This is a genomic window from Nostoc sp. LEGE 12447 (genome assembly GCF_015206985.1).
Taxonomy (GTDB): domain Bacteria; phylum Cyanobacteriota; class Cyanobacteriia; order Cyanobacteriales; family Nostocaceae; genus Nostoc.
Genome location: NZ_JADEXT010000024.1, coordinates 41,744 through 67,019 on the forward strand (window position 1 = coordinate 41,744; position 25,276 = coordinate 67,019).

The following is a 25,276-nucleotide window of genomic DNA, read 5'->3' on the forward strand; positions in this document are numbered from 1 at the left end:
TTCCCCATTCCCCATTCCCCATTCTCCATTCTCCATTCCCAATTCCCCATTATTAAAAGAGGTTATTATGTCTGTTGCAACATTAACGTCCAACCATAGCAGAGATGTCCAAGTTGCTGAAATTGGTAAAAATACTTTGATTCTGCGATCGCGGACTTGGGACAGATTAAAATTTGAGGTGGAATATTCCCGTCAACGGGGAACTACAGCGAATTCTTATCTGATTCAAGCTGATAAAAAGGCTTTAATTGACCCTCCCGGCGAATCTTTTACCGAAATTTACCTTGAGCAACTTGCACAACATCTAGATTTCATCTCCCTCGATTACATTGTTCTCAGTCATGTCAATCCGAACCGCAGAGCAACTCTGCAAGTATTACTCTCTCTGGTTCCTCAAGCCACTATAATTTGTTCTCGCCCCGCCGCCAATGCTCTAAAAACTGCCTTTCCCGAATTTGAATCACCTATTCAAGCGGTGCGATCGGGAGATACTTTAGATTTAGGACAAGGACATAATCTATCATTTGTCACCGTACCAACTCCCCGGTGGGCTGATGGACTTTGTACTTATGATTCTGCAACAAAAATTCTCTACACAGACAAACTTTTCGGCGCTCATATTTGCGAAGACACTTTGTTTGATGAAGATTGGAAGGGATTAGACGCGGAACGTCGTTACTATTTTGAATGTCTCCATGCACCCCAAGCAAAACAAGTCGAAGTCGCCTTAGATAAAATATCGCTTTTGGGAGCCAGATGTTATGCCCCAGCACACGGGCCAGTTGTGCGTTATAGCTTGAGTCGTTTTACTTATGATTACCGTCAATGGTGTCAAGGACAAAAATCTCAAGAATTGAGTGTCGCTTTGCTTTATGCTTCTGCTTATGGAAATACAGCAATTATGGCAAATGCGATCGCTCAAGGTTTGATTCAAAATGGAGTTAATGTAGAATCAATCAACTGTGAACTAGCAGATTCTGCCGAAATTAACCGCATTGTAGAAACTTGCGATGGCTTGATTATCGGCTCACCCACTTTAGGCGGCCATGCACCGACTCAAATTCAAACTGCTTTAGGAATAGTTCTCTCGGTGGCGGCTAAAACTAAGTTAGCAGGGGTGTTTGGTTCCTACGGTTGGAGTGGAGAGGCAATAGATTTAATCGAAAGTAAGCTCAAAGATGCTAATTATCAATTAGGGTTTGAAACAATTCGGGTGCGTTTCAGCCCTACTTCTGAAATTCTTCAGCAGTGTCAAGAAGCAGGTGCTTCCTTTGCCCAAAACTTGAAGAAAACCAAAAAACTTCGTAGTTCCCGCCAGATTGTCACAGAAACCCATGTAGATCGTACCGAACAAGCGGTGGGGCGAATCATTGGTTCTCTGTGTGTTGTGACAACTCGTGATGAAGAAACCCATAAAGGGGTTTTAACTTCTTGGGTATCTCAGGCAACTTTTAACCCACCAGGGATTATGATTGCGATCGCTAACGAGCAGAATGCAGAGTTAATGCATCATCCTGGCGATAAATTTGTGCTGAATATCCTCAAAGAAGGAAGAAATGTGCGACGCTATTTTTCTCGTCATAGCACTTTAGGCGATAATCCCTTTGCAAATCTTTCCACAAAAACTGCTGATAATGGTTGTTTGATTTTGAATGAGGCATTAGCCTATTTAGAATGTACGGTGCAAAATCAGCTTGAATGTGGCGATAGATGGTTAATTTATGCCGTTATTAATCACGGTGAAGTGTTGGAAAATGATGGTATCACTGCTTTGGAGCATCGGAAATCTGGCAGCTATTATTAACAGATCCAATTTTAGTTTTATCCCAATACGCTTGAGATAACCCAGAAAGCCCTCATGTAGAGACGCGATTTATCGCGTCTAAAAGACTGATATATTTAGATAAACGCGATCAATCGCCGTCCTGAGAGAGAATGTACTCGTCAATGATTCCTTGCTGTTCCGATTCCAAGATCAGGATACAGGCAATTAACCACACTAAACCTGCGGCATAGCCAGCTGTCACATCAGTCAGCCAATGTACTCCCAGGTAAAGCCGACTAAAACCGATCGCAGCAACCAAGAAAACAGTCAAGCCATAAATCCAAAAGCGCCATTCAGGAAACTGCTTTGCCAGAATATAGCCAGTAAAACCGTAAATTACTATTGAAACCATTGCATGGCCGCTAGGAAAACTGTGTTGACCCACATTAATAATATGCTTCCACAGTGCTGGACGGGCTCTACCAAAAAATATTTTCATTAAACAATTTAGCAAGATTGCACCGACTCCAGCGATACCCAAGATAGTAGCTTGCCTGCGACGATTAGAATATAACGGACTAATCGCCAGCCCCAAAGAAGATATCAGCATTACTAGGGGATCGCCTAGAAAAGTGATACCAAGCATGATGCGATCGCGCAGTGGTGTATGCAGCTTCTGGAGCAAGAGCAAAATGGCTTCGTCAAGATTATATGCGTATAACAGTGCAGTGCCACATACAAGGGCACAAACAACCGGAATAAGTTGACTGGCTGTTTGGTTTAATTGTCGCTGCATAGATATTTGAGACAGTACGGCTGAATCAAATATGTTTCGATTATTACCTCCAACGAACCCAATACTTTCTTTAGTGTCAAAGGACTGCAAGTTAATAGTTCCAAGTGATTTACTGACTTTTTTCCGATAATCTAAGACAATTTTTTGGATGAGTGATGCGATCGCATTTAAACTGTTGTCTGGATGAAAAATAACCAGCACATTCCCTGTGTAACTATTAGCACGAGCTTGCAAGATTATTTTATCCTCTAATAATCTCGATTCAAGATATCTTTTGAGAGCTTCCGAATGATAAAGCCCATTGACTTTATATCTAGCTCTTCCCTTAACAGCAGTATGTATTGCTTGAACCCAATGGGTTTGATTAAGAAGTTTTTGACAACGAGGAATACCCATTTGTTATTGATAATAAAATGCTTGAATTGAAGCTAGGCAAAAAATATTTTCATTAATTATGGAAAATCCCGATTTCTCACGGCTAATTACTCTTAACCAAAAATCATTTTAATAGCTACTATATTAGCAACTACATAAGATTTGGTTCGCTGGCAGATTTCAGTTTCAAAAGCTGGGAATTCCCTTTGCCATTGCCTTGTAATCGCCATCGCTTGTTAGGCAAGATAAACATGATGGCAGATTTTAACCTCTTAATTATGCTTCTTGAGGTAGAAAGCATCCGTTCCCAAATATCTATTCTAAACCTTCGATATACAAGAACATTACGTGCTTGGTTAATCTTGCGCGTATTATCAATTAAGTTGATTAGAGCATCAAAGATAGCCCCTACGATTGATTTTGCCATTACCTCTTTTGGCAGAACCACATCTTGAGCAGTTTGAATCAGATTAAGCAGATGCTCGCGCATTTGATTATCTGAAATTGTACCTACTTTATAATTGATGACAATGGATGCAGCTTTTGGGTTAGCACGGACATTTGTAACTCTAGGATCGGATTCCATCGCTAATTTAAGTTGATTAGCATACTCAGTATCTCTGCCTAACAGAGGAATACGAAAACGAATTCGTCCAGGAATTGTATGGACAATACTATAGAATATCTTTTGGGATGATGCTGCTTTCTTAGCTACGCTTTTAGTTGCCTCTTTTGGTGGTAAACGCAGGTTACTACTAGCAGTTTTGCCAGAGTTAGACCGTTTTATAGAAGTCATCGTACTATTTTTAATTTCAAAAAATAAAAAACGTAACCAGGCTGATAAACTTATCTATTGATGTTTTAAGAGAGCGCTTTATTGAACTGCATTAACTTTACTCTAGTTATACCTATTTTTCCGAATGAAAAAATCTATCTCAGTAGTGAATCTAGTTCTCGTTGCTATCAAGTTGATTAAGTTTCTTTAATACTGTGTTTATTTTAATTTACAAGGATTTAACCACATTTTATTGACATATAAGGAGTTTCATGTCTTACGGTTGAGTCACTATACTCCCAAGTAGTAACATCAAAGCTATGTATAAATTTACTGGATGACAGTATTACCCTGATTTCATGTAAGCCTTACTTATTTATTTTATCAAAACAGAATTCAGGAGTCAGGAATCAAAATTCATTCTAAATTTTGACCGAAAAAGCGGATGGTACTGCGTCTTGTAGAGAGCGTCTTGATTATGACTTTTAAATTTTTCTTCAATTAGTTTCTAGGTATGTGTTTATGCAACAAGGGTTAATGTTACTAATTCAACTGGTACTAGAGTTTGCACCTGTTGTTGCAGAGCTAGTCCAAAATAGAAATAAATCTAGTTTAGGACTGAGTAAATATGAACCGATTGAGGCAATCCCCGAAATACTCAAAGTTCTAAATCCTGCAAATAAAAAAAGCGGCGATGTTGAAGATTTTGAACAAGCAAGAATTTTCCAACAGCAATTAGTAGCCGATAATCACCAAACGCGATTAAAAATAGCCGCACAAGAGCGAGAAACAGCGCTTAAGTTACCAGAAGTCAATAAAATTTTGGATAGCTGGCCCTTAAGATTATACCCTTCACAAATTTTAGACCACACCAATTATGGACACACTCCACTTAAAATTTTTATCGCTCCTCCTCAAGTAGATTTTGACCAATTTGGCGCTCGTAGAGATGAAAATATTTTTCAATTTGAGTTAATGTTAGCTGAAGGATTAAGAGATTTTCTCAACAAAGATTACTCTTTACATAGTCAACTTAGACCAACAGAGTTATTGGCAGGAGCCTGGGATAGTAAGCGTTTTCACAGTGAATCAAGTATTAAAGCTCTGTTTGGAATGTTGAAAACAGAGCCAAGTTTGATTTTAGAGTCAGAAAACGATGGAGATTATTTAAATTTTAGGATTGCCTACTGGGGTTTAGGGCAAGAAAATTATTTTTATAAAACAATTGCTCGTTTACCTTATCGAGAAATTCTGGAAGAATCTGCTAAAAGGCGGGCATTAGAATGGAAGAAAATTAGAGATGAACTTGTAGCATTAGGAGAAAAATTAGAGGAAGTTAATCAGCTTGGAAAAGATAATGTGATAAATTTAGAAATTTTAGAAAAGGTAGAAAAATGGCATGAAAAAGGAATTGATATTAGTAAGTTATCTTTACAATATCAAGTCAATCGTCAGGATTATGAAAAACTTTGCCAGGTTTTGATTACCTATCACTGTTTGGTTGCAGGTTGGGTAGCAGATATTTACCACCTGGTTGATCGTGGTGTACCTCCGCTACTACCAGAGTTGCTGCCGAGTTTGCTGTCAGATACTTTTGATTTACAATCAGTATGGGTTATCGCATCTGGTTACAAACAAGTTTACCAAGCTCTGGAAAATGAGCGCTCTTACTGGATTCCAGAATTGGCTTTAGAATTAGCCCAGAGTTTATGCCATTTAAGCGATGCCTACGGCGGTAAACTACGCTCTTGGGCAAACGAACAGCTAAATTATTCTGTGAGTACATGGTTACAACTACGCCAAATATCACCAAACGATTCTCCTAACCCGCTTCAGGAAATGCAATCAGCCGTCAGCGTTAAAGATGAGGAATATGTAAAAAAGTTAAGAGAATATTTTGTCGCGGTGGGTGATACTCAGAGTATTGCTGATGTTGATGAAATTTTAAATCGCATCGCCAACCTCAAACACCAAGTAACATTACAACATATCCTTCTCAGCCATACCCTAACTGGACATTCAGAAAAAGTGACATCTGTCGCCATTAGTCCTGATTGTGAAACTTTAGTTAGCGGCTGTGCAGATAAAACCATCAAAGTATGGAATCTTAAAAGCGGTAAACTTATTCGCACTCTCACAGAAGATTTAGGCAAAATTTCCTCTGTTGCGATTAGTCCTGATGGACATTATCTCGCTGTTGGTATTTGTCAACACCCCAGAAGTAATGTCAAAGTATGGAATCTCAATTCTGACAAACTCCTTCACACTCTATTAGGACATCAAAAACCGGTTAACTGCATCGCAATCAGTCCTGACGGGCAAATTCTTGCCAGTGGTAGTAATAAAATCAAAATTTGGAATTTGCATAAAGGCGATGCCTACGGCGGGCTATGCCAACGCATTTCTACCCTTTGGCATTCATCCGCAGTTAATGCTGCTGCTATCAGCCCCGATGGTACAATCCTTGCTAGTGGTAGTTCTGACAACAAAATTAGGCTGTGGAACCCACACACAGGAGATCCATTACGCACTCTCAATGGACATTCCGGTGAGGTAAAATCAGTAATCATCAGTCCTGATGGAGAAATTCTCTTTAGCGCTAGTGCAGACAAAACTATCAAAATTTGGCATTTAACTACAGGCAAAGTGTTACATACCTTGACTGGACATTTAGAAGAGGTAAGATCCTTAGCTGTTAGTCCTGATGGAGAAATTCTCTTTAGCGGTAGCGTAGACAAAACCATCAAAATTTGGCATTTACAGACGGGAGAGTTACTGCAAACTATCACAGAACACTCAGGGGCAGTAAACTCTATTGCTATTAGCCATGATGGTCAATTTTTGGCTAGTGCTAGTTCTGATAAAACCATCAAAATTTGGCAGATAAATTAAGCTTTTTGGTTACTTGTTTGCTGATTCTTCTTGGCTAGTTCCATGTAGCTTAATAAAGCTATCAAAAGCATACCATGCTAAAACATACCAAGGAATAACTTCTAACTGTAACCCTTTCTTAAATAATTGCCGTATCGAAAGACTAGCTAATCCCAAAGGGAAAAGAATTCGCAGATCAAAATCACCATGCGTTGACTGTTTGACGCGCTGGTTTAAGTCAACAAGCGCAGATGATACTCCTGCTGCTGCCTCGGTGTTACCCTCAGTAACATCAGCAAAAATTATTCCTAAATCTTTAAGTGTTGCTAGCACATTTTCTAGACTGCCATCTTTCCCATCGTCATTGATAACAATACTGCCATGACGGACATTTGTTTTAACTTGATGAATGTGAGGATTTGCTAACAGAGCATTGGCGATACGTTGCATTTTTTCTGGTTGACGATGAGAATGAGCCACTCTCAACCGTAATCTTCCGGGAGTCGAACTTACAACTTTTGTAGATATCGGTTTTGGTGGTGTTTTGAAAGTGGGTTTGTCTATAATTTCCGACATTTTATTGTAAGTGCTATAACCATTTGTCAACATACAACTGCCTTTTTGACTTGTATGAAGGTGGATTCTTTGTTGTGGGTTTGTTATTGTCAAAAATTAAGGAAAAACGAACCGCAGAGGACGCAGAGAACACAGAGGAATAAGAGGAGCGAGAGAGACGTAGGTTGGGTGAAGCGGAGCGCAACCCAACATATATTCAGAATGTTGGCTTTGGCAAAGCCTCCAACGCCACTTGCTACAACGCGGGAAACCCGTGCAACGCAGTGGCTCCCCAACCTACAATTTTTTTGCTATTTTCGTAGGTGCGTTAGGTGGAATACCGTAACGCACCTTACTAATTTGATATTTTGGTAATTGGAAGTTGCCTATGGCAAAGATTTTAACTTGCTAATGGGCAGATGAAATTACGCACCATTATCGGCGACATTATCCGCATTGGTGGCACTAGCTTCAAATACGGGTGTCTCTTTTTCATCAGCGAGTTCAGCTCTGGCTTCGGCTACCATGTCTTCCCAGGTTTCTCCCATTTCTGCAATGGTTCCCTTGCTTCTTTCATAAAGACCAATTCCGCCTTTGATGACTGACTTGACGAAGGGTTTACCAACTCCAGCGACAATGGGCAGCAGAACAGGTGCTAAGAGGACTGCACCAATTCCGACTATAATACCGGGAGCGCCTGCATCTTCAACAAAATCACTAATTTTAGCCATATTCAATTTCCTCCTATTAATTGAGAAATCTGGGAAAGCTTTTTAAGATACTCTTGTCGGCATAGTTGCATCATCTTGCCGATGGTAGAGTTTTATTTTGACGACTTTTAAGAATTGGACGCAAACCGTTGACTCCGGCAACTACGGTTGAGCCATTGTTGACTACTGTTGCAGCTAAGGGGTTAAGACCAAAGAAAACGGCGATCGCTAATGCTGCTAAATTAGGAACAGCAACAAGTCCTGTGTTTTGCCGAATCAATTGCTTGGCTTGACGAGCGATCGCGATCGCTTCTAATAAACCATGCAAGTCATTCTGCATCAACACTAAGTCTGCTGTCTCGCGGGCTATCTCAGAACTGTTGGCAAAGGATACGGAAACATCAGCGTAGGCTAAAGCTGGCGAATCGTTGATCCCATCGCCTACAAATGCAACTGTCTTTCCTTGTTCGTGTAGTTGGCGGACAACTGTTGCCTTTTGTTCTGGAAAAGCTTCGGCGTGAGTATACGTTGGCAAAATACCAAGTTGAGCAGCAACAGCAGTAGCAGTTCGCTTATTATCGCCGGTTAACATGTGAATCTCTACACCTTCGACCGTCGAAAGTGCTGTGATGACTTCCCGGCTTTCGGGACGGAGAACATCACTATATTTAATAATACCTTGAAGTTGCCCGTTGCTGGCTACATAAATCGCTGAATTTGCAGATTTTTGTTGACCATTTAACGCTGCGGTATCAATGCTACTGGAGCGCAAAAAGCGATCGCTCCCAACATAAACTGTCTCTCCATCAATCAGAGCTTGCACGCCCAAACCTAGTTGATAGTCCCACTTAGTACGCGGCAAAATTTCCACTTGCTCTGCTTCGGCATAGCGAACAATTGCCTCTGCTACTGGATGAGTTAAACGCTGTTCGGCGGCAGCTGCCAATTCCAACACCCGTAATCTTGAGGTTGCTGGATTGAGACTTTCCACACTGACTACATCGACTTCTCCTTTAGTCAGTGTCCCCGTTTTATCAAAAACTATAGTATCAACTTCTGCTAGTTGTTCTAACGCCCGTCCACTACGGATGAGAATCCCCCGCCGTGCAGCATAAGTTAATGCTGCTAAAACTGTTGTCGGAACTGATACTCGAATACCTGTAGCAAAGTCTAGAGTTAAAACGCTGGCTGTCCGTGAAGGGTTGCGGGTTGCGGTAAATACTGCCCCAGCAAGTAACAAAGTTGGCATAACAGCTTTTTGAGCAAATTTCGTGGCATAATTCTCCATCCGCGTATCGTGGACAGGCGCTTCTTGCATTAACTTAATGCTCTGTCCGGCGCGGGTATCATTGCCTATCCATTCTGCAACAATATAAATTCGTCCTTCTCGTACCAACGTTGAGGCAAAAACTGGTTGTCCCTTTTTCTTCAGTACTGGCATCGACTCGCCAGTTAGTTTCTGCTCATCTAGGAGGGCCTTACCTCGCAAAATGCTACCATCAACCGGCACTTGTTCGCCAGGGTAAACAATTACTGTATCGCCACGCTGTACATCTTGAATGGGAATTTGCTGCTTTTCGCCATTGCGTTCCACCCAGACAAATTGCCCCAGAGAATTAAGTAAATCTAAAGTTTGTTGAGCAGAAGAACGAGCCGTGCGATCGCGGATATTTTCACCCACTTCAATTAAACCCAGCATCAGCGATGGTGTGAGAAATTGCCCTTGGAAGGTAGTAATAGCGATCGCCATTAAATCCAAAAAGTCAATATTCAATTTTTGCTCTCCCCTAATACCTTCCCAGGCTCGTTGCATAACAGGTAGTGTAGCTAGAGCGATTGGAAGCACCACTATCAAAGGCGGGATCGGTAATCCTAACGGGCCTCCCAGCACTGCTAAAGTAGTCGCAACAGCCGAGAGTTGTAAACCTGGCCAAGAGTTCTCTTTTTTGGTTTCCGATAAAGATGCAGAGTTTTTGAGAACGACTACTTCACTTGCAGCCTGAATCAAATCGTGAAGGTGCGATCGCATCTTCGCATCGGAAATTTTATCAGATTTATAAGTAACTGCAACTGACATTGCCGCAGGCTTGACACGAACATTCTTCACCAGCGCATCTGCTGTTAGCAATACTTCGAGACGCTTGGCATAATCGGCATCACAGCGTAAACGAGGTAGGCGAAACCGCAGCCTTCCCGGAGTTGTATGGACAATGCTGTAGGTAACGTTAGGGAACTCTCTTCGAGAATGTCCATTAGTGTCAGTTAAAGAAGCTTTTCCATTCCCTTCCAACACAGTGAATTGAGATTTTGGAGGTGATGGGAGTTGCAGTGCTACTTTTGCCATTACTTTTGTTTAATCCAAAATTGTTACACTTCGATGAAAATCAGGCTCTCTGCTGGGGTATAGAGCAAATTAGCCACCAATCCGGTGAGATTGATTAAGTAGTCATTAGTCATTAGTCATTGGTCATCGGATTTTTTTGGTGCATACCGCGTCCCAAGCGATGCCCCAAGTTGTTGGGTAGGCGGAAAACTTTGTCTTTCATCGGACTAATTCAAATCACGTTAAAGAGTGGGCGTGGTTTCTTTTGCACCAATGACTAATGACTAATGACTCCGCGAAGCGGTTAGTTTGGTTATTTATCATTTGCTGGATTTTTGAGCTAACTTATCGCTGTGGCGGGATCATTGGCAGATTCAATTAGACTGGCTAGATGAGATATTGCTGCTGATAAAAAGCTTTGCACTCGCTTCTGAGAATCCCGCATCATTCCAGTTTTATAGGTAATGACAACTGATCTCGCAGCGCTATTAACTCGCTCACTGGTAACTGTAGAATCTGATTTGAGTAATGCCTCTAACCGTTGAACATATTTGGGATCGCAGGCAATTCGAGGCACACGAAACCGCACTCTTCCGGGAATGGCATGAGCAATGCAATAAGCTACTTTTGCAGGTTTTTTTGGTTGTTGAGTTACAAAATGAGCCGAAGATACCGAATTGCTTTTAGTCTTAGAGACTGATATATCCGCAGAAGATAAAGAGAATGTTGCTGATTTCTGCTTCTGTGGTTGCATTGTTGGCTTTCTATCCTGCCTGTCTTCTGTTGTCACCGCAGTAGAGTATGGTTTCAATTGGTTTGCAGTTGCTAGTACCACTTCTGGATTACCAGCCAACTGAATCAAATTAGCCAAATGCGATCGCATTTCAACATCTGACACTACATCAGATTTATAGGTAATAGCAATTGACCCTACCATAGTATTATTGACTTGCCGATCTATTACCAAAGGCTCATTAGCAAGCAAGGCAACAAGACGTTCTACATATTTTGGATCTTCGCTAATCTGAGGGATGCAAAATCCCACTTGTCCAGGAAATGCACAAATAATGCTATACACTACCCTTGAAGGCGGTGTTACTGGGTAATTAATCTTCTCTGTGACTGTTCGCTCTGGTTTTTTTTCTAAATCTGCTACCGATTCTAAATTTAAAACAGCCATAATTCCCCTCCAGTATTCCGCAATTTGAAACTGTATATTAGGTTCCCAAGGGTAAGTTCGCCATCATGCCTAATGAGAAAAACATCGCAGGCGGTTTTAAGTTAATCCACAGACTGGATAACTCTGAAGTTATTTCGCTTGCTGTTGTTGAGTTGATAACTTCAGGAGTCTGACTAACATTTAAACTTATTTGATGTGACGTTGTTGCGTCTGTAATTTGATTCGTCTGACTAACTTCTTGGAGAGGTTGGTTAGGCGTTGTAATTTGCTGCGTTGGTGGGTTTGTCTCCAACGCTAATTCCATCAAACTCACCCAATAAGATAATGGAATCTCACGAGACTGATAAGCGATCGCGATCGATGCTGCATCAAAATTCATCCGCACACTTGTAACTTCAGCATCGGTTTTTACTATTCTCTCAAGTCGCCGCCCATAAGCTCGATCTTGAGCGATTTTTGGTATATGGAAGCGAATACGTCCACTAATTGCATGGATGACGTTGTAGTCAATCTTTGCAGGTGTTGCCACTTTGCTAGTTTTCTCAAGATTATTTGTTAATTCTTCTTGTTGGGCACTAGATTGGCGTTCCTCTTTTGATAATTGCGATATCGCAGAACTGGTATTATTGCCGTTGTTTTTTTCTAATGTCGGAACTTGAGAGCCAAGATAACCAATTACACCACGGGTTGCATCCGCCGCAATCACATAAACTGGAATCGATACCCAGCCATGAATTCCTAACCCTCCTGTTACCGCCAAGCCTGTCATCATCGGAATTAAGGAAATACCCTGCTCTTTCCAAAATGAAGGTGATTTCCAAGCTGCAAAGGGATCGGTTTTGTGAGGTGAATCAGATGAAGCTTGCGGCTGTTGAATGTCAATATCTGATCTTAACGCCAAAATTTGCGGTAATGACAGCTTATCTTCATCAAAATTAATTACCAGACTGCCAGTTTGCTCATTCACAGTAACTTCCCTCACACCCTCTAAGGAGCGTAAATCTTGGGCTATGCTGTCTAATATCGAGTTCAAACTACTGTCAGTGCTGCGGAGTCGCACGCGTCCAGTAGTGACATGAACTATTTGCAACCCAGCTGGAGGCTGTAACTTCGTTGACTGTGCCATCTTAGTTGCTTTGTTCTGTAGAGATTAAATTAGGAGATACTTTCTGGACAATATTTAATTTTTCACAATTACTAATATTTTTAGTCATTTACTTGATTACCCAATAGCTAGATCAAGTGAATAGGTTAACAATAGATTAAATTTAGCTTAAGTCTGGGTATAGAGTATGTGTCTTCAGAATTATTTTTAACAATAATTTTTATGATAATGATTATCTAAAAAAGACAGACTTCCGAAAGCTCCCACTTCACCCTTTAGGCAGGTGTGAGTTATTTAGTTTAGACATAATAGAGGTAGATTCTCGCTCCCAGAGTTGAACATAATTGCTGAGTACGCAATTATGCTAATAATTTGTGTTCAAATACAGAAACCAGGGTATTTTGGCATTTCTAAGGAAGTAAAAGGCTGAAAGAATTGATATTGTGTATAAGATTTTATGATCGAAGTTGAACATCTGAGTAAAATATACGGTTCCACCCCAGCGATTACTGATGTCACTTTTAGCGTCGAACCTGGGGAGATTTTAGGGCTTCTGGGCCCCAATGGTGCTGGTAAAACTACAACCATGAGGATTCTGGCGGGTTATTTACCGGCAACAAATGGTAATGCCCGCATTGCTGGCTATGATGTCCATGAAAATTCCCTGGCTGTACGCCAACGCATTGGTTATTTACCCGAAACACCGCCGTTATATCCAGATATGACTGTGGAGGGGTTTTTGCATTTTGTTGCCCAAATTAAGGGAGTACCAGCAGGCGATCGCGCCAAGAAGGTAACAGCCGCTATCAAACGCTGCAACTTAGAAGATAAGCGGCGGGTAATTATTCGCAAACTCTCTAAAGGATATCGCCAACGTGTAGGAATTGCTCAAGCGATCGTCCACGATCCACCAGCGATAATTTTAGATGAACCCACCGTTGGACTCGATCCCCGACAAATAATTGAGGTACGGAATTTAATTAAAAGCCTTGCTGGGACTCATACAATTATTCTTTCAACGCACATTCTGCCAGAAGTGAGCATGACTTGTAGCCGTGTCGCTATTATTAATCGCGGCAAAGTTGTGGCAACTAATACTCCAGAAAACCTGATGACTCAGTTGACAGGCGGTTCCGGGTATGAGTTGGAAATAGAAGGAGAAGCTGCCCTAGCGAAACAGGTATTGCAAAATGTCGCGGGTGTGAGTCTGATAGAATCAATTCCGACCGCCGGAGGTCATCACCCACAGACAAATCGCGCTTATCTGCGGGTGATATCGCAACCGGGAAAAGAACCAGGAAAGGATATTGTTGCAACTTTGGTGCGTGCAGGCTTTGGTTTACATGAACTGCGGCGAGTTAACGCTACCTTAGAAGATGTGTTTTTGCAACTGACCACAGAAGAAAAGAATTTCGAGACTGAGGTAGACTTAGCAGCAGACAACGAAGGAGAGGCAGCGTAAATGGGTGTAGTGCTAAGTAATATTATTGCCATTTATCGCCGAGAGTTACAGAGTTATTTTGTATCACCTTTGGCTTATGCGATCGCAGGCATATTTTGGTTCATCGCCGGGTTATTTTTCGTGATGATTTTGCTAGGGCCAGATGGCATTTTGGTAGGAGTCGCGGCAATAGATGCACAAGGTCAACAACTAGGAGTACCAACACCACCGATAGATGTCCCCTACGAATTTGTCCGAGCATTTTTAGATCGTATGGGGTGGCTATTGTTGTTTGTCTTGCCAATCCTCTCGATGGGACTCTATGCCGAAGAACGCAAGCGCGGCACTTTAGAACTATTAGCCACGTCACCAATCACCAATTGGGCAGTAGCAGTAGGTAAGTTATTAGGCGTGCTAACATTTTTTATCACAATGGTTGTACCCATGCTAGTGTTTGAAGCGATCGCCATTAGTGGATCAAATCCACCAATGGCGCTTTCAATTCCCTTGTTGGGTCATTTTGGATTAATCTTACTAGCAGCAGCAATCTTATCTGTAGGAATGTTTATTTCTTCTTTAACAGACAGCACAATTTTGTCTGCCGTCCTTACATTTGCAGTAATTTTATTATTGTTATTGATTGATTTAATCGCCAAAATTGTCCCTGGCCCAGTGGGTGAAGCTTTAGGTTATTTATCATTGTTGAAACATTACAACACCTTAACTCAAGGGATTTTTGATACAAGTGCCTTAATTTTATTGGCTAGTTACATTTTTTTGGGCATCTTTCTCACCGCTCAATCAATTGATGCACTGCGCTTTCAAAGGCAATAGTCATTTGTCATTTGTCCTTTGTCCTTGGTCATTTCTTATTTATCATCTGGGACATTGCCAATTGAGTTTAGATAGGAGTTTAATTTGGGCGCTAGTTCGTTAATGATTGTTTTGATTGCATTTATCTGTTCGGTAGTTAAAAGGTTACGAGTATAAGCCCGTCTTAACCAATGTTGAGTTTCATTCAAAGAGCCTCTCGCTATTTTGATAAAACGTCTATTATCTTGAAAACTACCTCTTCCTACACCTTCTGCTATATTGGCACCGATACTATCTGCCGAACGTACAATCTGTTTACCAATCGTATCTTTTGCAAAGAAATTCCATTCCTCAACAATTTTCCAAATGTCGTCTGCCAACTGTTCTGATAATTGATAAACCTGTAATTCTTGGAAACGCTTTGTTGCCATTCATTCAGTTGTATAGACTTATTTTATCCACTCAATTTTCGTCGATACATTTTAAAATGTCACTATTTTTAGACAAATGACCAATGACAAATGACAAATGACAAATAACCAATGACAAATGACAAATAAGATGAAGATAGTTGCAAAGAAGAAACTGTGGAAATATCTATTTTGGTTGGGCCCATTCCTAATTGCTGTCGGCTTAACAGTTGGGTTAGTTTCTGAACAGTGGGGACTAATTCCATTAGTATTTCTGATTGCGGGAGTTGTAATCAGTGGGTTGGGGATAATATGGCAAAGCTATGAGACTAACTGGTGGAAACGTCGTTCTACCCAAGCTGGGACTAATGCTGTAGTAGCAACTCTAGCAGTATTGGCAATTTTGGGATTAATTAACCTTTTGGGGACTCGCTACCACTTGCGGTCAGACTTAACAGAAAGCCAATTGTTTACCCTTGCGCCCCAGTCACGGGAATTGGTGAGTGTTTTACCTCAACCAGTTAAGGTGTGGGTGTTTGATGTTAACCAAAATCCCCAAGACCGAGAATTACTAGAAAATTATCAACGGCAAAGCTCAAAATTTAAATATGAGTATATCGACCCCCAAGCTAGACCAGGACTTGCAGAAAAGTTTGGCGTTAAAGATTACGGAGAAGTTTATTTAGAATCTGGAGATAAACGGCAATTAGTACAAACAGTAAATCAAAATGAGCGGTTGTCAGAAATCAGATTAACTAGTCGCCTGCAACAACTAACAAATTCAACCACAGCCAAAGTTTACTTACTCCAAGGTCATGGCGAACGCCAACTTTCGGCTGGTAAAGATGCAATATCACAAGCAGTTCAAGGATTAGGCGACAAAAATTTCACAACATCACCCCTGAATTTAGGAGAAACTTCCAAAGTTCCTGAAGATGCGTCTGTTGTGATAGTGGCTGGCCCCAAGCGAGGGCTATTTGAAGGCGAAGTCAAAGCTTTGCAAGAATATCTTAATCGCGGCGGTAACTTATTGCTGATGATCGATCCTAATACCGATCCCAAACTTAACAGCTTGTTACAAGAGTGGGGTATTCGTCTGGATAATCGTTTAGCAGTTGATGTCTCTGGCGAAAGCGTCGTGGGACTTGGCCCTGCTGCACCCTTAGTCACAGAATACGGGCAACATCCAATTACCAAAGATTTCGGTAACGGCAATTCTTTTTATCCGATTGCCCGACCACTGGAAATTACCTCTGTGCCTGGTGTTCAGGCTACTCCATTACTACGAACCAAACCCTATCCCAATAGCTGGGCAGAAAGCGACCTTCAAAGCGAAAAATTGGAGTTTAATGCAGATAAAGACCTAAAAGGGCCTCTAACCTTGGGCGTAGCCTTAACAAGAAAACAAGCAGCTAAATCTGCTTCAACTCCTCAACCTGCACCGAAACCTTTGCCCCTACCATCACCAACTACCCAAAGCAAAGCTTCTCCCACTCCCCCTGCAACGCCAGCCTCTCCTGCCTCCCCTACTCCCAATCCTTCATCGCAAACAGCCACCGAGTCAAGGTTAGTAGTTTTAGGAAATTCTGATTTCGCCACCGATGGCTTGTTTCAACAGCAATTAAATGGAGATGTATTCCTCAACTCAGTTACTTGGTTGAGTCAACAGGATCAGCAACCCCTTTCCATTCGCCCCAAAGAACCGAAAAACCGTCGGATAACCCTGACAACCACACAAGGCAATCTTTTAATATTGTCATCTCTGTTGGTTTTACCTTTAATTGGGTTTGCGATCGCAGTTATTATTTGGTGGAAACGACGGTAAGAAGTGAGTTAGCAGTTAGGAGTCACAAGTAGAGATTGGAGAAGAGTTTTTTCTATGCCCAATGACCAATGACAAATGACAAATGACCAATGACCAATGACTAAAAAATGAAATTGCCGAGAACGACTTTAATTTTGATACTGCTAGCGCTGGGTTTAGGTGGTTTTGTTTACTTCTCTGAAATTCGGGGTGCGACTGTGCGAGAAGAAACCAAAGAGGAAAATAAGCAAATTTTCTCTTTTGCCGCCGATGATGTGCAATCTCTAACAGTTAAAACAAAAAAACTCACCCTGAACCTGGAACGTAATCCTGAATCTAGTAGTAACCCCAAGTGGTTAATCAAATCTCCAGTATCTGGCCCAGCAAATGACGCTATTGTTTCTTATTTGATGGATTTGTTGGTCAAAGGTAAGAGCGATCGCACCTTATCAACTCCACCAAAAGAGCTTGGGCAATTTGCTTTAGATGAACCCCCAGCAACCATCAATATCACCCTAAAAAATCGGCAAAACCATCAGTTGATTTTGGGTAAATCTAACTTTAACGGACGTTTTTTATATGCTCAAACTGACCCTGCTGCTAAACCCGATGGAAATATTAACGTGCTGTTGGTATCTACAGATTTTGCAAATGCCGTGAATCGGGAATTATCAGAATGGAAGCAACCTGTAGACAATAGTCAGAAACTTCCTCCGCTCACCATTCCTAAACCGACTCCGACAAACAGTAAATAATTAATTCAAAATCTGGCGATATTATGATGACAAATCCCACAGCAACATTGCTGATTTCCTGCCCAGATCAACGGGGACTAGTGGCGAAATTTGCCAATTTTATCTATTCTAACGGTGGTAATATTATCCATGCAGATCAGCATACAGACTTTGCTGCTGGCTTATTTCTCACCCGTATTGAATGGCAGCTAGAGGGGTTTAATTTGCCGCGAGAATTTATTGCCCCTGCATTTAATGCGATCGCACAACCTCTTGGCGCTAAGTGGGAAATACGTTTTTCTGATACAGTACCACGCATTGCTATTTGGGTCAGTCGGCAAGACCATTGTCTATTTGATTTAATTTGGCGACAACGTGCTAAAGAATTTGTGGCTGAAATCCCTTTAATTATTAGTAATCATGCTAATTTAAAGGTAGTAGCAGAACAATTTAATATTGACTTTCAGCACGTTCCCATCACTAAAGACAATAAATCAGAACAAGAAGCCCAACAACTAGAATTACTCCGCCAGTACAAAATAGATTTAGTTGTATTAGCGAAATATATGCAGATTGTTAGTGCAGATTTTATTAATCAATTCCCGCAAATTATTAATATTCATCACTCCTTTTTACCAGCTTTTATCGGTGCAAACCCCTATCACCGAGCTTTTGAACGCGGTGTTAAAATTATTGGTGCAACCGCTCATTATGCCACTGCTGATTTAGATGCAGGGCCAATTATTGAACAGGATGTAGTGCGAGTGAGTCACCGTGATGAAGTGGATGATTTGGTGAGAAAAGGTAAAGATTTGGAGAGAGTTGTATTAGCAAGAGCGGTGCGCTCGCACTTACAAAATCGTGTATTAGTCTATGGTAATAGAACAGTAGTATTCGAGTGATTGATTTCTCATCATAACAAATGTAATTTTACAAGAAATGAGTATAAAAATATTAAGAGTTATCGCTGGGGTTGCAAAAGCGAAGTTAAATAGTTAACAACCTCATAGTCATAAGATATTATGATCCCTGACAACTTCATCGTCCGCACAATGAAAAGGTCGGAAATTGATTTGGCGATTACTTGGGCAGCAAGCGAAGGTTGGAACCCAGGGAGGTATGATGCTGAATCTTTTTATCAAACTGACAAGAACGGTTTTTTATTGGGCGAATTGAACGGTGAGCCAGTGGGGTGTATTTCTGCTGTTGCTTACGATCAACACTTTGGCTTTCTAGGTTTTTACATTGTGAAACCCCAGTTTCGTGGGCAGGGGTTGGGTATGAAAATTTGGAAGACAGCAATTGACTATCTTGGTACCGATCGTAACATCGGCTTGGATGGTGTAGTAGCTCAACAAGATAACTACAAAAAGTCTGGTTTCCAAATCGCTTATAAGAATATTCGTTATCAAGGGGTGGGTGGCGGTGTTATGCCTGCTGGTATCATCGACCTGAAAACAGTGCCTTTTGAAGAGTTGGTGGCTTATGATTGCCAACTTTTTCCTTCTAAACGTCCAGTGTTTCTGCAACATTGGATTGAACAGCCAGAAAGTACTGCTTTCGGGTTTCTCAAAAATGGATATCTTGTTGGTTACGGAGTTATCCGGCCTGCCCATACAGGTTTTCGGATTGGGCCACTGTTTGCTAATGACGAACAGATTGCTGAAGCATTATTTAAAGCCTTGCTTGCAGAAAATCCTCATGCTCCAGTGTTTTTTGATGTACCCGATGCAAATGTACAAGCAATTAACCTAGTTCAACGTTACCAATTGGAGCCAGTCTTTCAAACTGCTCGGATGTACACTCAAGAAATTCCTAATTTACCTATTGATCGCGTCTTTGCTGTGACAAGTTTGGAACTAGGTTAGAAACGCACTATTGTTTAATCGCCTTCCTTACAGGCTTCAGTTCTGCGATCGCAGCTACCAGTTTACCAGGATCGCCTGGTTTAGCGATATGGAGTTGAAATCCGGCTATCAAAGCCTGTTTTTGTGTCGAAGACTAAGCATTACTCCTCTACTTTCTTAAGAGCATCAGGCTTGTGAGCAGCTTGCTTTCCTGTCTTGTCACTTTCAACTAAGTATTCAGGGTTATCTTCACTTGCAGCAATATGGTGTTCTTTAATATCTGTAGGTGAAGTGAGCTTCTTTACAACTTTGCCAGTTGTCTTGCCTTGTGAAGTGTTCCATTCAACCCGATCGCCTTTTTTGAATTGTTCAGCCACATTCATCCCCTATTTGATGTTTTATACCTACTAAAGTCACATTATGTCTGCGACTGGAAAAGTAGCCATCATTCTGATGATAGAGAAAACATCCGTTCTTAAGCCAGTAATTTAATTAGGTGTAAGATGAAAAAATTAGGCGATCGCTACAACTAGCTTGATACAAAAGCTGTGCATAGCTGTAGCCCGCCGTAGACATTGCCTCATAATGTAGAAAGATTAAGCTGCTCTCAAAAAACTCTCAATGAGCCAAACTAGGCTCAATTTAGTTGCAATATCTATCTTTCTCATGACTCTATTAGTACTGCTGGGGCCATTCTTAAACTTATCACCAGCAGTACCAGCACTTACTACCTTCACCATCTTAGGCATAGCGACATTAGATAGTTTCAGCTTGCAAGGCAAGGATGATACTATCTTTTTGGATTGGATTGCTGGTTTTTCAAGTGAACACCGCGAGCATATTACTAAACAAAAACATCTCCAAAAAGTGTGACAGCTTTTGGAGATGTCTAATCAACTGCAATGATATTCAGTTACACACTAATACTATTAGTAACAAGCCTTGGTTTCAAATAGTTGTAATTTATTAAACGACTCTTGTTATTCAACTCAATTTCCCGCTCTGCTTCGTTCAACTCTTGCTGGAATTTAGCTAAAACATCCTGAGCCTCTGGGTCTAAAAATTTATCATCATAGTACCCTAATCTGTCATAACGATAGGCAGACAGAATAAATAAAATCGATAATTGGTCAGCAGTTTGCTTTGACGGTGGCAGAAATGATAATAGACTTTTGCGGTCAGGAATAGTACCTTCTGCTGTCATTTGTTTATAAGCAGCAAGAGGCATATTGGGCATGAAAGTCATATATTCATATTGTGAGTAGTTAACAGCAGCGTGTTGCGGCCCACAAGTGAAGATAACCGCAGTAGCAATATCAACTAATTGGTCTAATGTGTCGATGCGATTGCTAACACCCTTAACTCGTCCGCCTGATTGAGAAACTAATTCCTGCACCCAACTTTGTAATTCCAAGTCTGCTGCTAAATCCTGGGGAGTTTTGTAGTATATCTGCAAGTATTCAGACACAAACTTTTTAATGGCATTCCACAATAACAAGCCATCGTCTCGATAGGGATAGTGAGGTAAGTTGTCTGGATCATCCATACCCCGATTTTTTAGTTCAGTAGGTAAGGAAAACTGATCTAAGCTCCATTCTGTATATGCGTTAACGACAATTTGCAATGACTCTTGCAGAGTTCCGGCTAGCAATTCGTCAACAGGGCCACCTCTACTAATTAGGCGCTTACGAGCCAAGTCATTATTAGCCAACATGAAACGGAAGTGAGGTTTTAGTAATAAGTTGAGGGGATGGTTCTCGGCTAGTTGACGTGCTGTAACAATAGCAAAGGGTTCCATAACAAAGTGAGTTCGACACAGATGGCTACTCATTTCATGATGGTTAGCATCAGCAATTTGAACACAAAGCTTGGCATGAAACCAGGTTAAAGGGTCATCAAAAGGTGTAATTAGCTGGCTCTGTTTACCATTTGCGGGGTTGATTTGGATGGCAATCGGTACGAGTTGACCGCGATCGCTAAAACCAGAACTGCGCCAACAAAAGAAAGCTATAGGGGTTGGTAAATACTTCTTACCTCTTTCATAAGTACCTCCTTTAACAAACGCAAGCGCTCTGTAATCAGCTACATATAAATTTCCATTCGCAAGTTTTTCTACTAAGTTGATAGAGTCACCAAACTTTTCTTGCAGTTCTAAAATAGTAAAGGCGAAGCCATCTGGCATCTGCTCAATTCGACGTAAAACAAAAGGATTTGCCCCACAAAGCCGTTGTTCACAAAAAGAGTCATCAGTTTGGTATATTTTGATGACATTAGGTTTAGGCAAAACTGGAAAATAGTCTTCATAGTCTTGCAATTCATCTAAAGGATCCCATAAAGAACGGGTTTTAACGGCTAACATATTTATAGGTAGTTCTGCTGTCTCTAATGTCCGTTCAGCAATATACTTAGTTGAAAAGTTTTCTATAGAAGGTACATTTTTTAGCATTGCCATAGGCGTTAAAAAGTCGTAATCAAATTCATACTCTCCTTGTTTTCTTTCTAGCAATATTTGACGTTTTGTAGGGTCAGGATCATTTTGAGGAAGGTATGGCTTCATAACTTTTTGTGCCAATTTAAGGTAAGAACAATAACAGGTAATTTTACCTCTAAAATCTGGATTTTAAATTTTCACATAAAATATTTAACAGCATTTATTTTGGTCTATCTGCAAACGGCATCTATAGGTTTTAAACCGCTTACTATGAATCAGGTTTACTTATTGCTGTTATGCAGAATATCCATATTTGTAAGATTTCTTCACTGATAGTCAAATTTTCATGAGGAAATTACGTCATCAAGGGATTTGTAGAGACACTTGATACAGAAGGTGTGCGATCGCATCATAATAAAGAAATATTAAGCAGATTTTCAGAAAACTCTCAATGAGCCAGACTACCTTAAATTTAGTTGCAATATCTATCTTTCTCATGACCCTATCGGTACTGCTGGGGCCATTTTTGAATTTGTCGCCAGCAGTACCGGCACTTGCAACCTTCGCTATCTTAGGCATAGCTACGTTAGATAGTTTTAGCTTGCAAGGCAAGGGTGGTACTATTTTTTTGGATTGGATTGCTGGTTTTTCAAGTGAACACCGCGATCGCATCGTCCACCACGAAGCAGGGCATTTTTTGGTTGCTTACTTGCTGGGGATTCCCGTTACCGGCTACACACTCAGCGCTTGGGAAGCCTGGAAACAGGGGCAACCTGGGCAAGGTGGTGTTAGCTTTGATGATGGCGAATTAGCTTCTCAATTAGAAGTGGGTAAAATCAGTGCCCAAATGCTAGACCGCTACTGTACTGTTTGGATGGCTGGTATTGCTGCTGAAACCCTAGTTTTTAATAATGCTGAGGGTGGATCTGATGATAAAAGCAAACTGATTGGAGTCTTGACAGTTTTGGGCTTTTCTGAATCAGTTTATCAACAGAAACTGCGGTTTCATGCTCTCCAAGCAAAAACCCTATTACAAGAAAATTGGTCTAGTTACGAAGCTTTAGTTAATGCTATGCGACAACGCGCTTCGGTGGAAGATTGTCATGCTGAGTTAAGAGTGCGGGAGTAGGGGAAGAATTAATGACAAATGACAAATTATGAAGAAACAACTTTCAAATGTGAAACATGAGATAGGTAGTTTGAGTGAATAACCCGATTACGCCCAGCATTTTTAGCCTGTAAGAGACATTGATCGGCACGATTCAGCAGACTCTCTCCTTGTTCATCATCATCAGCTTGCAGACTAGCTGTGCCCAGACTAATGGTGATATTAATAGTCAGTTTATTACTGAGTGCAAATGGTTCATCGCTAACTACGCGATTAAGACGACGGGCTACTAATAGTGCTTCCTCATCGGTAGTGTTAGCCAGAAGAATCACAAATTCTTCGCCACCATAGCGAAATGCTGTGTCTTGACACCGCAGATTGTGTCGCAAACGCTGACATAATACTTGCAAAATGCGATCGCCTACTAAATGCCCGTGAGTATCGTTAACTTTCTTGAAATGATCTACATCCAGAATAATCAAACTCAGGGAAGTTTTTTGAGTTCTAGCTTTTTGAATTTGTCTGGGTAAGTCCCATTCTAAAGCACGACGATTATTTAATTCTGTCAACGAATCGGCTAAGGCGATCGCTGATAACATATCATTTGTCCGAATCAAATCTCGATATTTTTGTGCTTTTCGCAAGCCAACAGTCAATTGAGCAAGTATTAATCCATGATTGGCAGTCAACTCTGCTAAATTATGGTCTGTTTTTTCATCAATAAGATGCCAAATATAAGCATCGGCTCCTTGCTTTAGGGCCGCAGCACTCATCTCTAATTCTCTGTGCCAACCCTTATTTCTATCAGTAAACTGCTGGAAACGATCCTCAAATAAAATACAATATATCCAGGATAGTTTGGTCTGCTCTTTCAACCAATTGCACAGTTCCATACTGCCATCCAAGCTAGCCTGCACAAGCATTATATCGGGGGGCGCTATTTTAATCCGCGACACTGCTTGATTCAGATTGTCTATAACTTCTACACTAAAAGCAGCCGCATAACGGATCTGATCTGGAAGTGTGGCGATAAAATTATTTTTTCCAAAGATCAGAATAGAAATATTCATTGCTTTATTATTTATCCTATTTAAATTTTAAAGAGATTAAGTTGAGTAATTTACTACTATTCTTGCCTAATACTAAATATTATCTTTTAGGCTGAGTTAGATTTCTGGTTATATACTTTTATTTACACCGAATCTACAATATTTTCCCAATTCTTATCTCCTTTCAAGGGTTTATATTCACTACTAGCGTTTCTGAAATATTCACTTATGACAACTAATGTCTTATTTACACTATGTTTTTCAAACAGTAAAAATACTGAATAATATTGAGACTTGTAAAAACTATTCATGTGCTTTCTTAAGTGTTTTTTGACTGATTAAACTACGGAAATAAAGAGTTTGGAATAACCTCCACATTAGATAAATGAATTTCTTCTTACGAAGAAAAATAAAGAAATTATAAAGTTTTTAATTCAACGATCAAATTTATATTTTGATCGCCGAATGAAAAATGTTATTTTTCATAGGAGACTTCAGCCCTTTGGTTTATAACCTAGGCTTTAATCAAGTATTAAGGTAGGAGTGGAATTGCAAAAGCAATGCGAACTACATAGACAGCAAAGCTCCCTCCTGCTATGGACAGGAGCTTTCTGGCACTAACAAACTCTATAATTACAGAGCGAATTTGTCGGGTGAAAAATCCCCAAATTAAGTGAGACGTGAAACTGGGGTTCACAATGTGTTAGCAGGATAAATAAAATATCTCTGCCTACGCACTTTATCTGTCTTTCTTGATTTAACTCACATCTTTTGTTTAATTGATTGCAACATCATAAATTTCGAAAAAAGAAGCTAAATAAAAAGTTTGATGTCAAAACCTGCCCCTAATGTGGGTAAATCAGTGAAATTCCGCTCTTAGAAAAGTAAGCAATATTTGATACTTTCAGTTTTAGTGCCATTTGCTACCCTAGTATGGGAATTTTAAACTATTTCTTAAGGATTAATCTTAAAGACCAAAATTATGATGTCTAGGATGGGCCCAGATGCAGCACATCCTACCAGAGCCAGATAATGGTCTAAAAGCATCCTCATCACTGTGTATAGCTCACAGACTTGTACAATTTGCTGGCGGTAATATGAAACAAAATGCAAGAATATATAAAGCTATTTATGAAAATACACTTACCCAGTGCCGCTACGCCCAAGTCTAGAAGAGTCTAAAG

At 40.6% G+C, this 25,276-nt stretch carries 21 protein-coding genes and 1 pseudogene; 11 read left to right on the top strand and 11 right to left on the bottom strand.

Features of this window, described 5'->3' with window-relative positions; all coding sequences use genetic code 11:
• The first annotated feature begins 67 nt into the window (after positions 1–67).
• Positions 68–1,804 carry a diflavin flavoprotein gene (locus IQ274_RS22270; RefSeq protein WP_194143454.1) on the top strand — a complete coding sequence of 579 codons (1,737 nt, stop codon included), beginning with the start codon at positions 68–70 and terminating at the stop codon, positions 1,802–1,804.
• Positions 1,805–1,913: 109 nt separating this feature from the next.
• On the opposite strand, the gene IQ274_RS22275 is transcribed toward IQ274_RS22270, so the two are convergent.
• Positions 1,914–2,957, bottom strand: a complete 1,044-nt coding sequence (locus IQ274_RS22275; protein ID WP_194143455.1) for a phosphatase PAP2 family protein — start codon at positions 2,955–2,957, stop codon at positions 1,914–1,916.
• A gap of 130 nt (positions 2,958–3,087) precedes the next feature.
• Positions 3,088–3,732 carry an HMA2 domain-containing protein gene (locus tag IQ274_RS22280; RefSeq protein ID WP_163929368.1) on the bottom strand — a complete coding sequence of 215 codons (645 nt, stop codon included), beginning with the start codon at positions 3,730–3,732 and terminating at the stop codon, positions 3,088–3,090.
• A 501-nt stretch (positions 3,733–4,233) separates the two neighbouring features.
• On the opposite strand from IQ274_RS22280, the gene IQ274_RS22285 reads away from it, so the two are divergent.
• Positions 4,234–6,603, top strand: a complete 2,370-nt coding sequence (locus tag IQ274_RS22285) for a WD40 repeat domain-containing protein (protein WP_194143456.1) — start codon at positions 4,234–4,236, stop codon at positions 6,601–6,603.
• Between the two features lie 9 nt (positions 6,604–6,612).
• Here the strand turns inward: IQ274_RS22285 and IQ274_RS22290 are convergent, their stop codons facing one another.
• From IQ274_RS22290 to IQ274_RS22310, 5 genes are all read right to left on the bottom strand, one after another.
• The gene (locus IQ274_RS22290) at positions 6,613–7,191 is read right to left on the bottom strand and encodes an HMA2 domain-containing protein (RefSeq protein WP_194143488.1); all 579 of its coding nucleotides are present in this window, start codon (positions 7,189–7,191) and stop codon (positions 6,613–6,615) included.
• 371 nt (positions 7,192–7,562) lie between these two features.
• The gene (locus tag IQ274_RS22295) at positions 7,563–7,868 is read right to left on the bottom strand and encodes a DUF5132 domain-containing protein (protein ID WP_163929371.1); all 306 of its coding nucleotides are present in this window, start codon (positions 7,866–7,868) and stop codon (positions 7,563–7,565) included.
• A 70-nt stretch (positions 7,869–7,938) separates the two neighbouring features.
• Positions 7,939–10,191, bottom strand: a complete 2,253-nt coding sequence (locus IQ274_RS22300; protein WP_194143457.1) for a heavy metal translocating P-type ATPase — start codon at positions 10,189–10,191, stop codon at positions 7,939–7,941.
• A 319-nt stretch (positions 10,192–10,510) separates the two neighbouring features.
• Positions 10,511–11,350, bottom strand: coding sequence for a hypothetical protein (locus IQ274_RS22305; RefSeq protein ID WP_228058304.1), 840 nt, complete (start codon positions 11,348–11,350; stop codon positions 10,511–10,513).
• 37 nt (positions 11,351–11,387) lie between these two features.
• The gene (locus tag IQ274_RS22310) at positions 11,388–12,476 is read right to left on the bottom strand and encodes an HMA2 domain-containing protein (RefSeq protein WP_194143458.1); all 1,089 of its coding nucleotides are present in this window, start codon (positions 12,474–12,476) and stop codon (positions 11,388–11,390) included.
• Between the two features lie 436 nt (positions 12,477–12,912).
• On the opposite strand from IQ274_RS22310, the gene IQ274_RS22315 reads away from it, so the two are divergent.
• On the top strand, positions 12,913–13,917 hold the full coding sequence (locus IQ274_RS22315; RefSeq protein ID WP_114084864.1) for an ABC transporter ATP-binding protein: 1,005 nt from the start codon (positions 12,913–12,915) through the stop codon (positions 13,915–13,917).
• On the top strand, positions 13,918–14,730 hold the full coding sequence (locus IQ274_RS22320; RefSeq protein WP_194143459.1) for an ABC transporter permease: 813 nt from the start codon (positions 13,918–13,920) through the stop codon (positions 14,728–14,730).
• 35 nt (positions 14,731–14,765) lie between these two features.
• On the opposite strand, the gene IQ274_RS22325 is transcribed toward IQ274_RS22320, so the two are convergent.
• Positions 14,766–15,140, bottom strand: a complete 375-nt coding sequence (locus IQ274_RS22325; protein ID WP_194143460.1) for a four helix bundle protein — start codon at positions 15,138–15,140, stop codon at positions 14,766–14,768.
• A gap of 130 nt (positions 15,141–15,270) precedes the next feature.
• Between IQ274_RS22325 and IQ274_RS22330 the strand changes: the two genes are divergently transcribed.
• The 4 genes from IQ274_RS22330 to IQ274_RS22345 all read left to right on the top strand — a co-directional run bounded on the left by IQ274_RS22330 (position 15,271) and on the right by IQ274_RS22345 (position 19,525).
• Positions 15,271–16,944, top strand: coding sequence for a GldG family protein (locus IQ274_RS22330; protein ID WP_194143490.1), 1,674 nt, complete (start codon positions 15,271–15,273; stop codon positions 16,942–16,944).
• Positions 16,945–17,051: 107 nt separating this feature from the next.
• The gene (locus IQ274_RS22335; RefSeq protein WP_194143461.1) at positions 17,052–17,678 is read left to right on the top strand and encodes a DUF4340 domain-containing protein; all 627 of its coding nucleotides are present in this window, start codon (positions 17,052–17,054) and stop codon (positions 17,676–17,678) included.
• 26 nt (positions 17,679–17,704) lie between these two features.
• The gene (purU, locus tag IQ274_RS22340; RefSeq protein ID WP_163929400.1) at positions 17,705–18,559 is read left to right on the top strand and encodes a formyltetrahydrofolate deformylase; all 855 of its coding nucleotides are present in this window, start codon (positions 17,705–17,707) and stop codon (positions 18,557–18,559) included.
• Between the two features lie 150 nt (positions 18,560–18,709).
• A complete protein-coding gene (locus IQ274_RS22345; RefSeq protein ID WP_228058305.1) occupies positions 18,710–19,525 on the top strand; it encodes a GNAT family N-acetyltransferase in 816 nt (271 codons plus the stop codon).
• Positions 19,526–19,665: 140 nt separating this feature from the next.
• Here the strand turns inward: IQ274_RS22345 and IQ274_RS22350 are convergent, their stop codons facing one another.
• On the bottom strand, positions 19,666–19,881 hold the full coding sequence (locus tag IQ274_RS22350; protein WP_094348753.1) for a DUF2945 domain-containing protein: 216 nt from the start codon (positions 19,879–19,881) through the stop codon (positions 19,666–19,668).
• Between the two features lie 244 nt (positions 19,882–20,125).
• On the opposite strand from IQ274_RS22350, the pseudogene IQ274_RS22355 reads away from it, so the two are divergent.
• Positions 20,126–20,347, top strand: a pseudogene (locus tag IQ274_RS22355) (ATP-dependent Zn protease); the annotation flags it as partial.
• A gap of 70 nt (positions 20,348–20,417) precedes the next feature.
• Here the strand turns inward: IQ274_RS22355 and IQ274_RS22360 are convergent.
• Positions 20,418–22,061 carry a lipoxygenase family protein gene (locus IQ274_RS22360; RefSeq protein ID WP_194143463.1) on the bottom strand — a complete coding sequence of 548 codons (1,644 nt, stop codon included), beginning with the start codon at positions 22,059–22,061 and terminating at the stop codon, positions 20,418–20,420.
• 325 nt (positions 22,062–22,386) lie between these two features.
• Here IQ274_RS22360 and IQ274_RS22365 point away from each other — a divergent pair, with 325 nt between their 5' ends.
• Positions 22,387–23,064, top strand: a complete 678-nt coding sequence (locus IQ274_RS22365; protein WP_194143464.1) for an ATP-dependent Zn protease — start codon at positions 22,387–22,389, stop codon at positions 23,062–23,064.
• A 26-nt stretch (positions 23,065–23,090) separates the two neighbouring features.
• Here the strand turns inward: IQ274_RS22365 and IQ274_RS22370 are convergent, their stop codons facing one another.
• Positions 23,091–24,113, bottom strand: coding sequence for a GGDEF domain-containing protein (locus IQ274_RS22370; protein WP_194143465.1), 1,023 nt, complete (start codon positions 24,111–24,113; stop codon positions 23,091–23,093).
• Between the two features lie 983 nt (positions 24,114–25,096).
• Between IQ274_RS22370 and IQ274_RS22375 the strand changes: the two genes are divergently transcribed.
• Positions 25,097–25,264 carry a hypothetical protein gene (locus IQ274_RS22375; protein WP_163929382.1) on the top strand — a complete coding sequence of 56 codons (168 nt, stop codon included), beginning with the start codon at positions 25,097–25,099 and terminating at the stop codon, positions 25,262–25,264.
• The last annotated feature ends 12 nt before the right edge of the window (positions 25,265–25,276 follow it).

Excerpts from the sequence above, each read along its gene's own strand:
- IQ274_RS22270 (WP_194143454.1), top strand. The coding sequence starts at position 68 with ATGTCTGTTGCAACATTAACGTCCAACCATAGCAGAGATGTCCAAGTT.
- IQ274_RS22275 (WP_194143455.1), bottom strand. The coding sequence starts at position 2,957 with ATGGGTATTCCTCGTTGTCAAAAACTTCTTAATCAAACCCATTGGGTT.
- IQ274_RS22280 (WP_163929368.1), bottom strand. The coding sequence starts at position 3,732 with ATGACTTCTATAAAACGGTCTAACTCTGGCAAAACTGCTAGTAGTAAC.
- IQ274_RS22285 (WP_194143456.1), top strand. The coding sequence starts at position 4,234 with ATGCAACAAGGGTTAATGTTACTAATTCAACTGGTACTAGAGTTTGCA.
- IQ274_RS22290 (WP_194143488.1), bottom strand. The coding sequence starts at position 7,191 with ATGTTGACAAATGGTTATAGCACTTACAATAAAATGTCGGAAATTATA.
- IQ274_RS22295 (WP_163929371.1), bottom strand. The coding sequence starts at position 7,868 with ATGGCTAAAATTAGTGATTTTGTTGAAGATGCAGGCGCTCCCGGTATT.
- IQ274_RS22300 (WP_194143457.1), bottom strand. The coding sequence starts at position 10,191 with ATGGCAAAAGTAGCACTGCAACTCCCATCACCTCCAAAATCTCAATTC.
- IQ274_RS22305 (WP_228058304.1), bottom strand. The coding sequence starts at position 11,350 with ATGGCTGTTTTAAATTTAGAATCGGTAGCAGATTTAGAAAAAAAACCA.
- IQ274_RS22310 (WP_194143458.1), bottom strand. The coding sequence starts at position 12,476 with ATGGCACAGTCAACGAAGTTACAGCCTCCAGCTGGGTTGCAAATAGTT.
- IQ274_RS22315 (WP_114084864.1), top strand. The coding sequence starts at position 12,913 with ATGATCGAAGTTGAACATCTGAGTAAAATATACGGTTCCACCCCAGCG.
- IQ274_RS22320 (WP_194143459.1), top strand. The coding sequence starts at position 13,918 with ATGGGTGTAGTGCTAAGTAATATTATTGCCATTTATCGCCGAGAGTTA.
- IQ274_RS22325 (WP_194143460.1), bottom strand. The coding sequence starts at position 15,140 with ATGGCAACAAAGCGTTTCCAAGAATTACAGGTTTATCAATTATCAGAA.
- IQ274_RS22330 (WP_194143490.1), top strand. The coding sequence starts at position 15,271 with ATGAAGATAGTTGCAAAGAAGAAACTGTGGAAATATCTATTTTGGTTG.
- IQ274_RS22335 (WP_194143461.1), top strand. The coding sequence starts at position 17,052 with ATGAAATTGCCGAGAACGACTTTAATTTTGATACTGCTAGCGCTGGGT.
- purU (WP_163929400.1), top strand. The coding sequence starts at position 17,705 with ATGACAAATCCCACAGCAACATTGCTGATTTCCTGCCCAGATCAACGG.
- IQ274_RS22345 (WP_228058305.1), top strand. The coding sequence starts at position 18,710 with ATGAAAAGGTCGGAAATTGATTTGGCGATTACTTGGGCAGCAAGCGAA.
- IQ274_RS22360 (WP_194143463.1), bottom strand. The coding sequence starts at position 22,061 with ATGAAGCCATACCTTCCTCAAAATGATCCTGACCCTACAAAACGTCAA.
- IQ274_RS22365 (WP_194143464.1), top strand. The coding sequence starts at position 22,387 with ATGAGCCAGACTACCTTAAATTTAGTTGCAATATCTATCTTTCTCATG.
- IQ274_RS22370 (WP_194143465.1), bottom strand. The coding sequence starts at position 24,113 with ATGAATATTTCTATTCTGATCTTTGGAAAAAATAATTTTATCGCCACA.
- IQ274_RS22375 (WP_163929382.1), top strand. The coding sequence starts at position 25,097 with ATGCAGCACATCCTACCAGAGCCAGATAATGGTCTAAAAGCATCCTCA.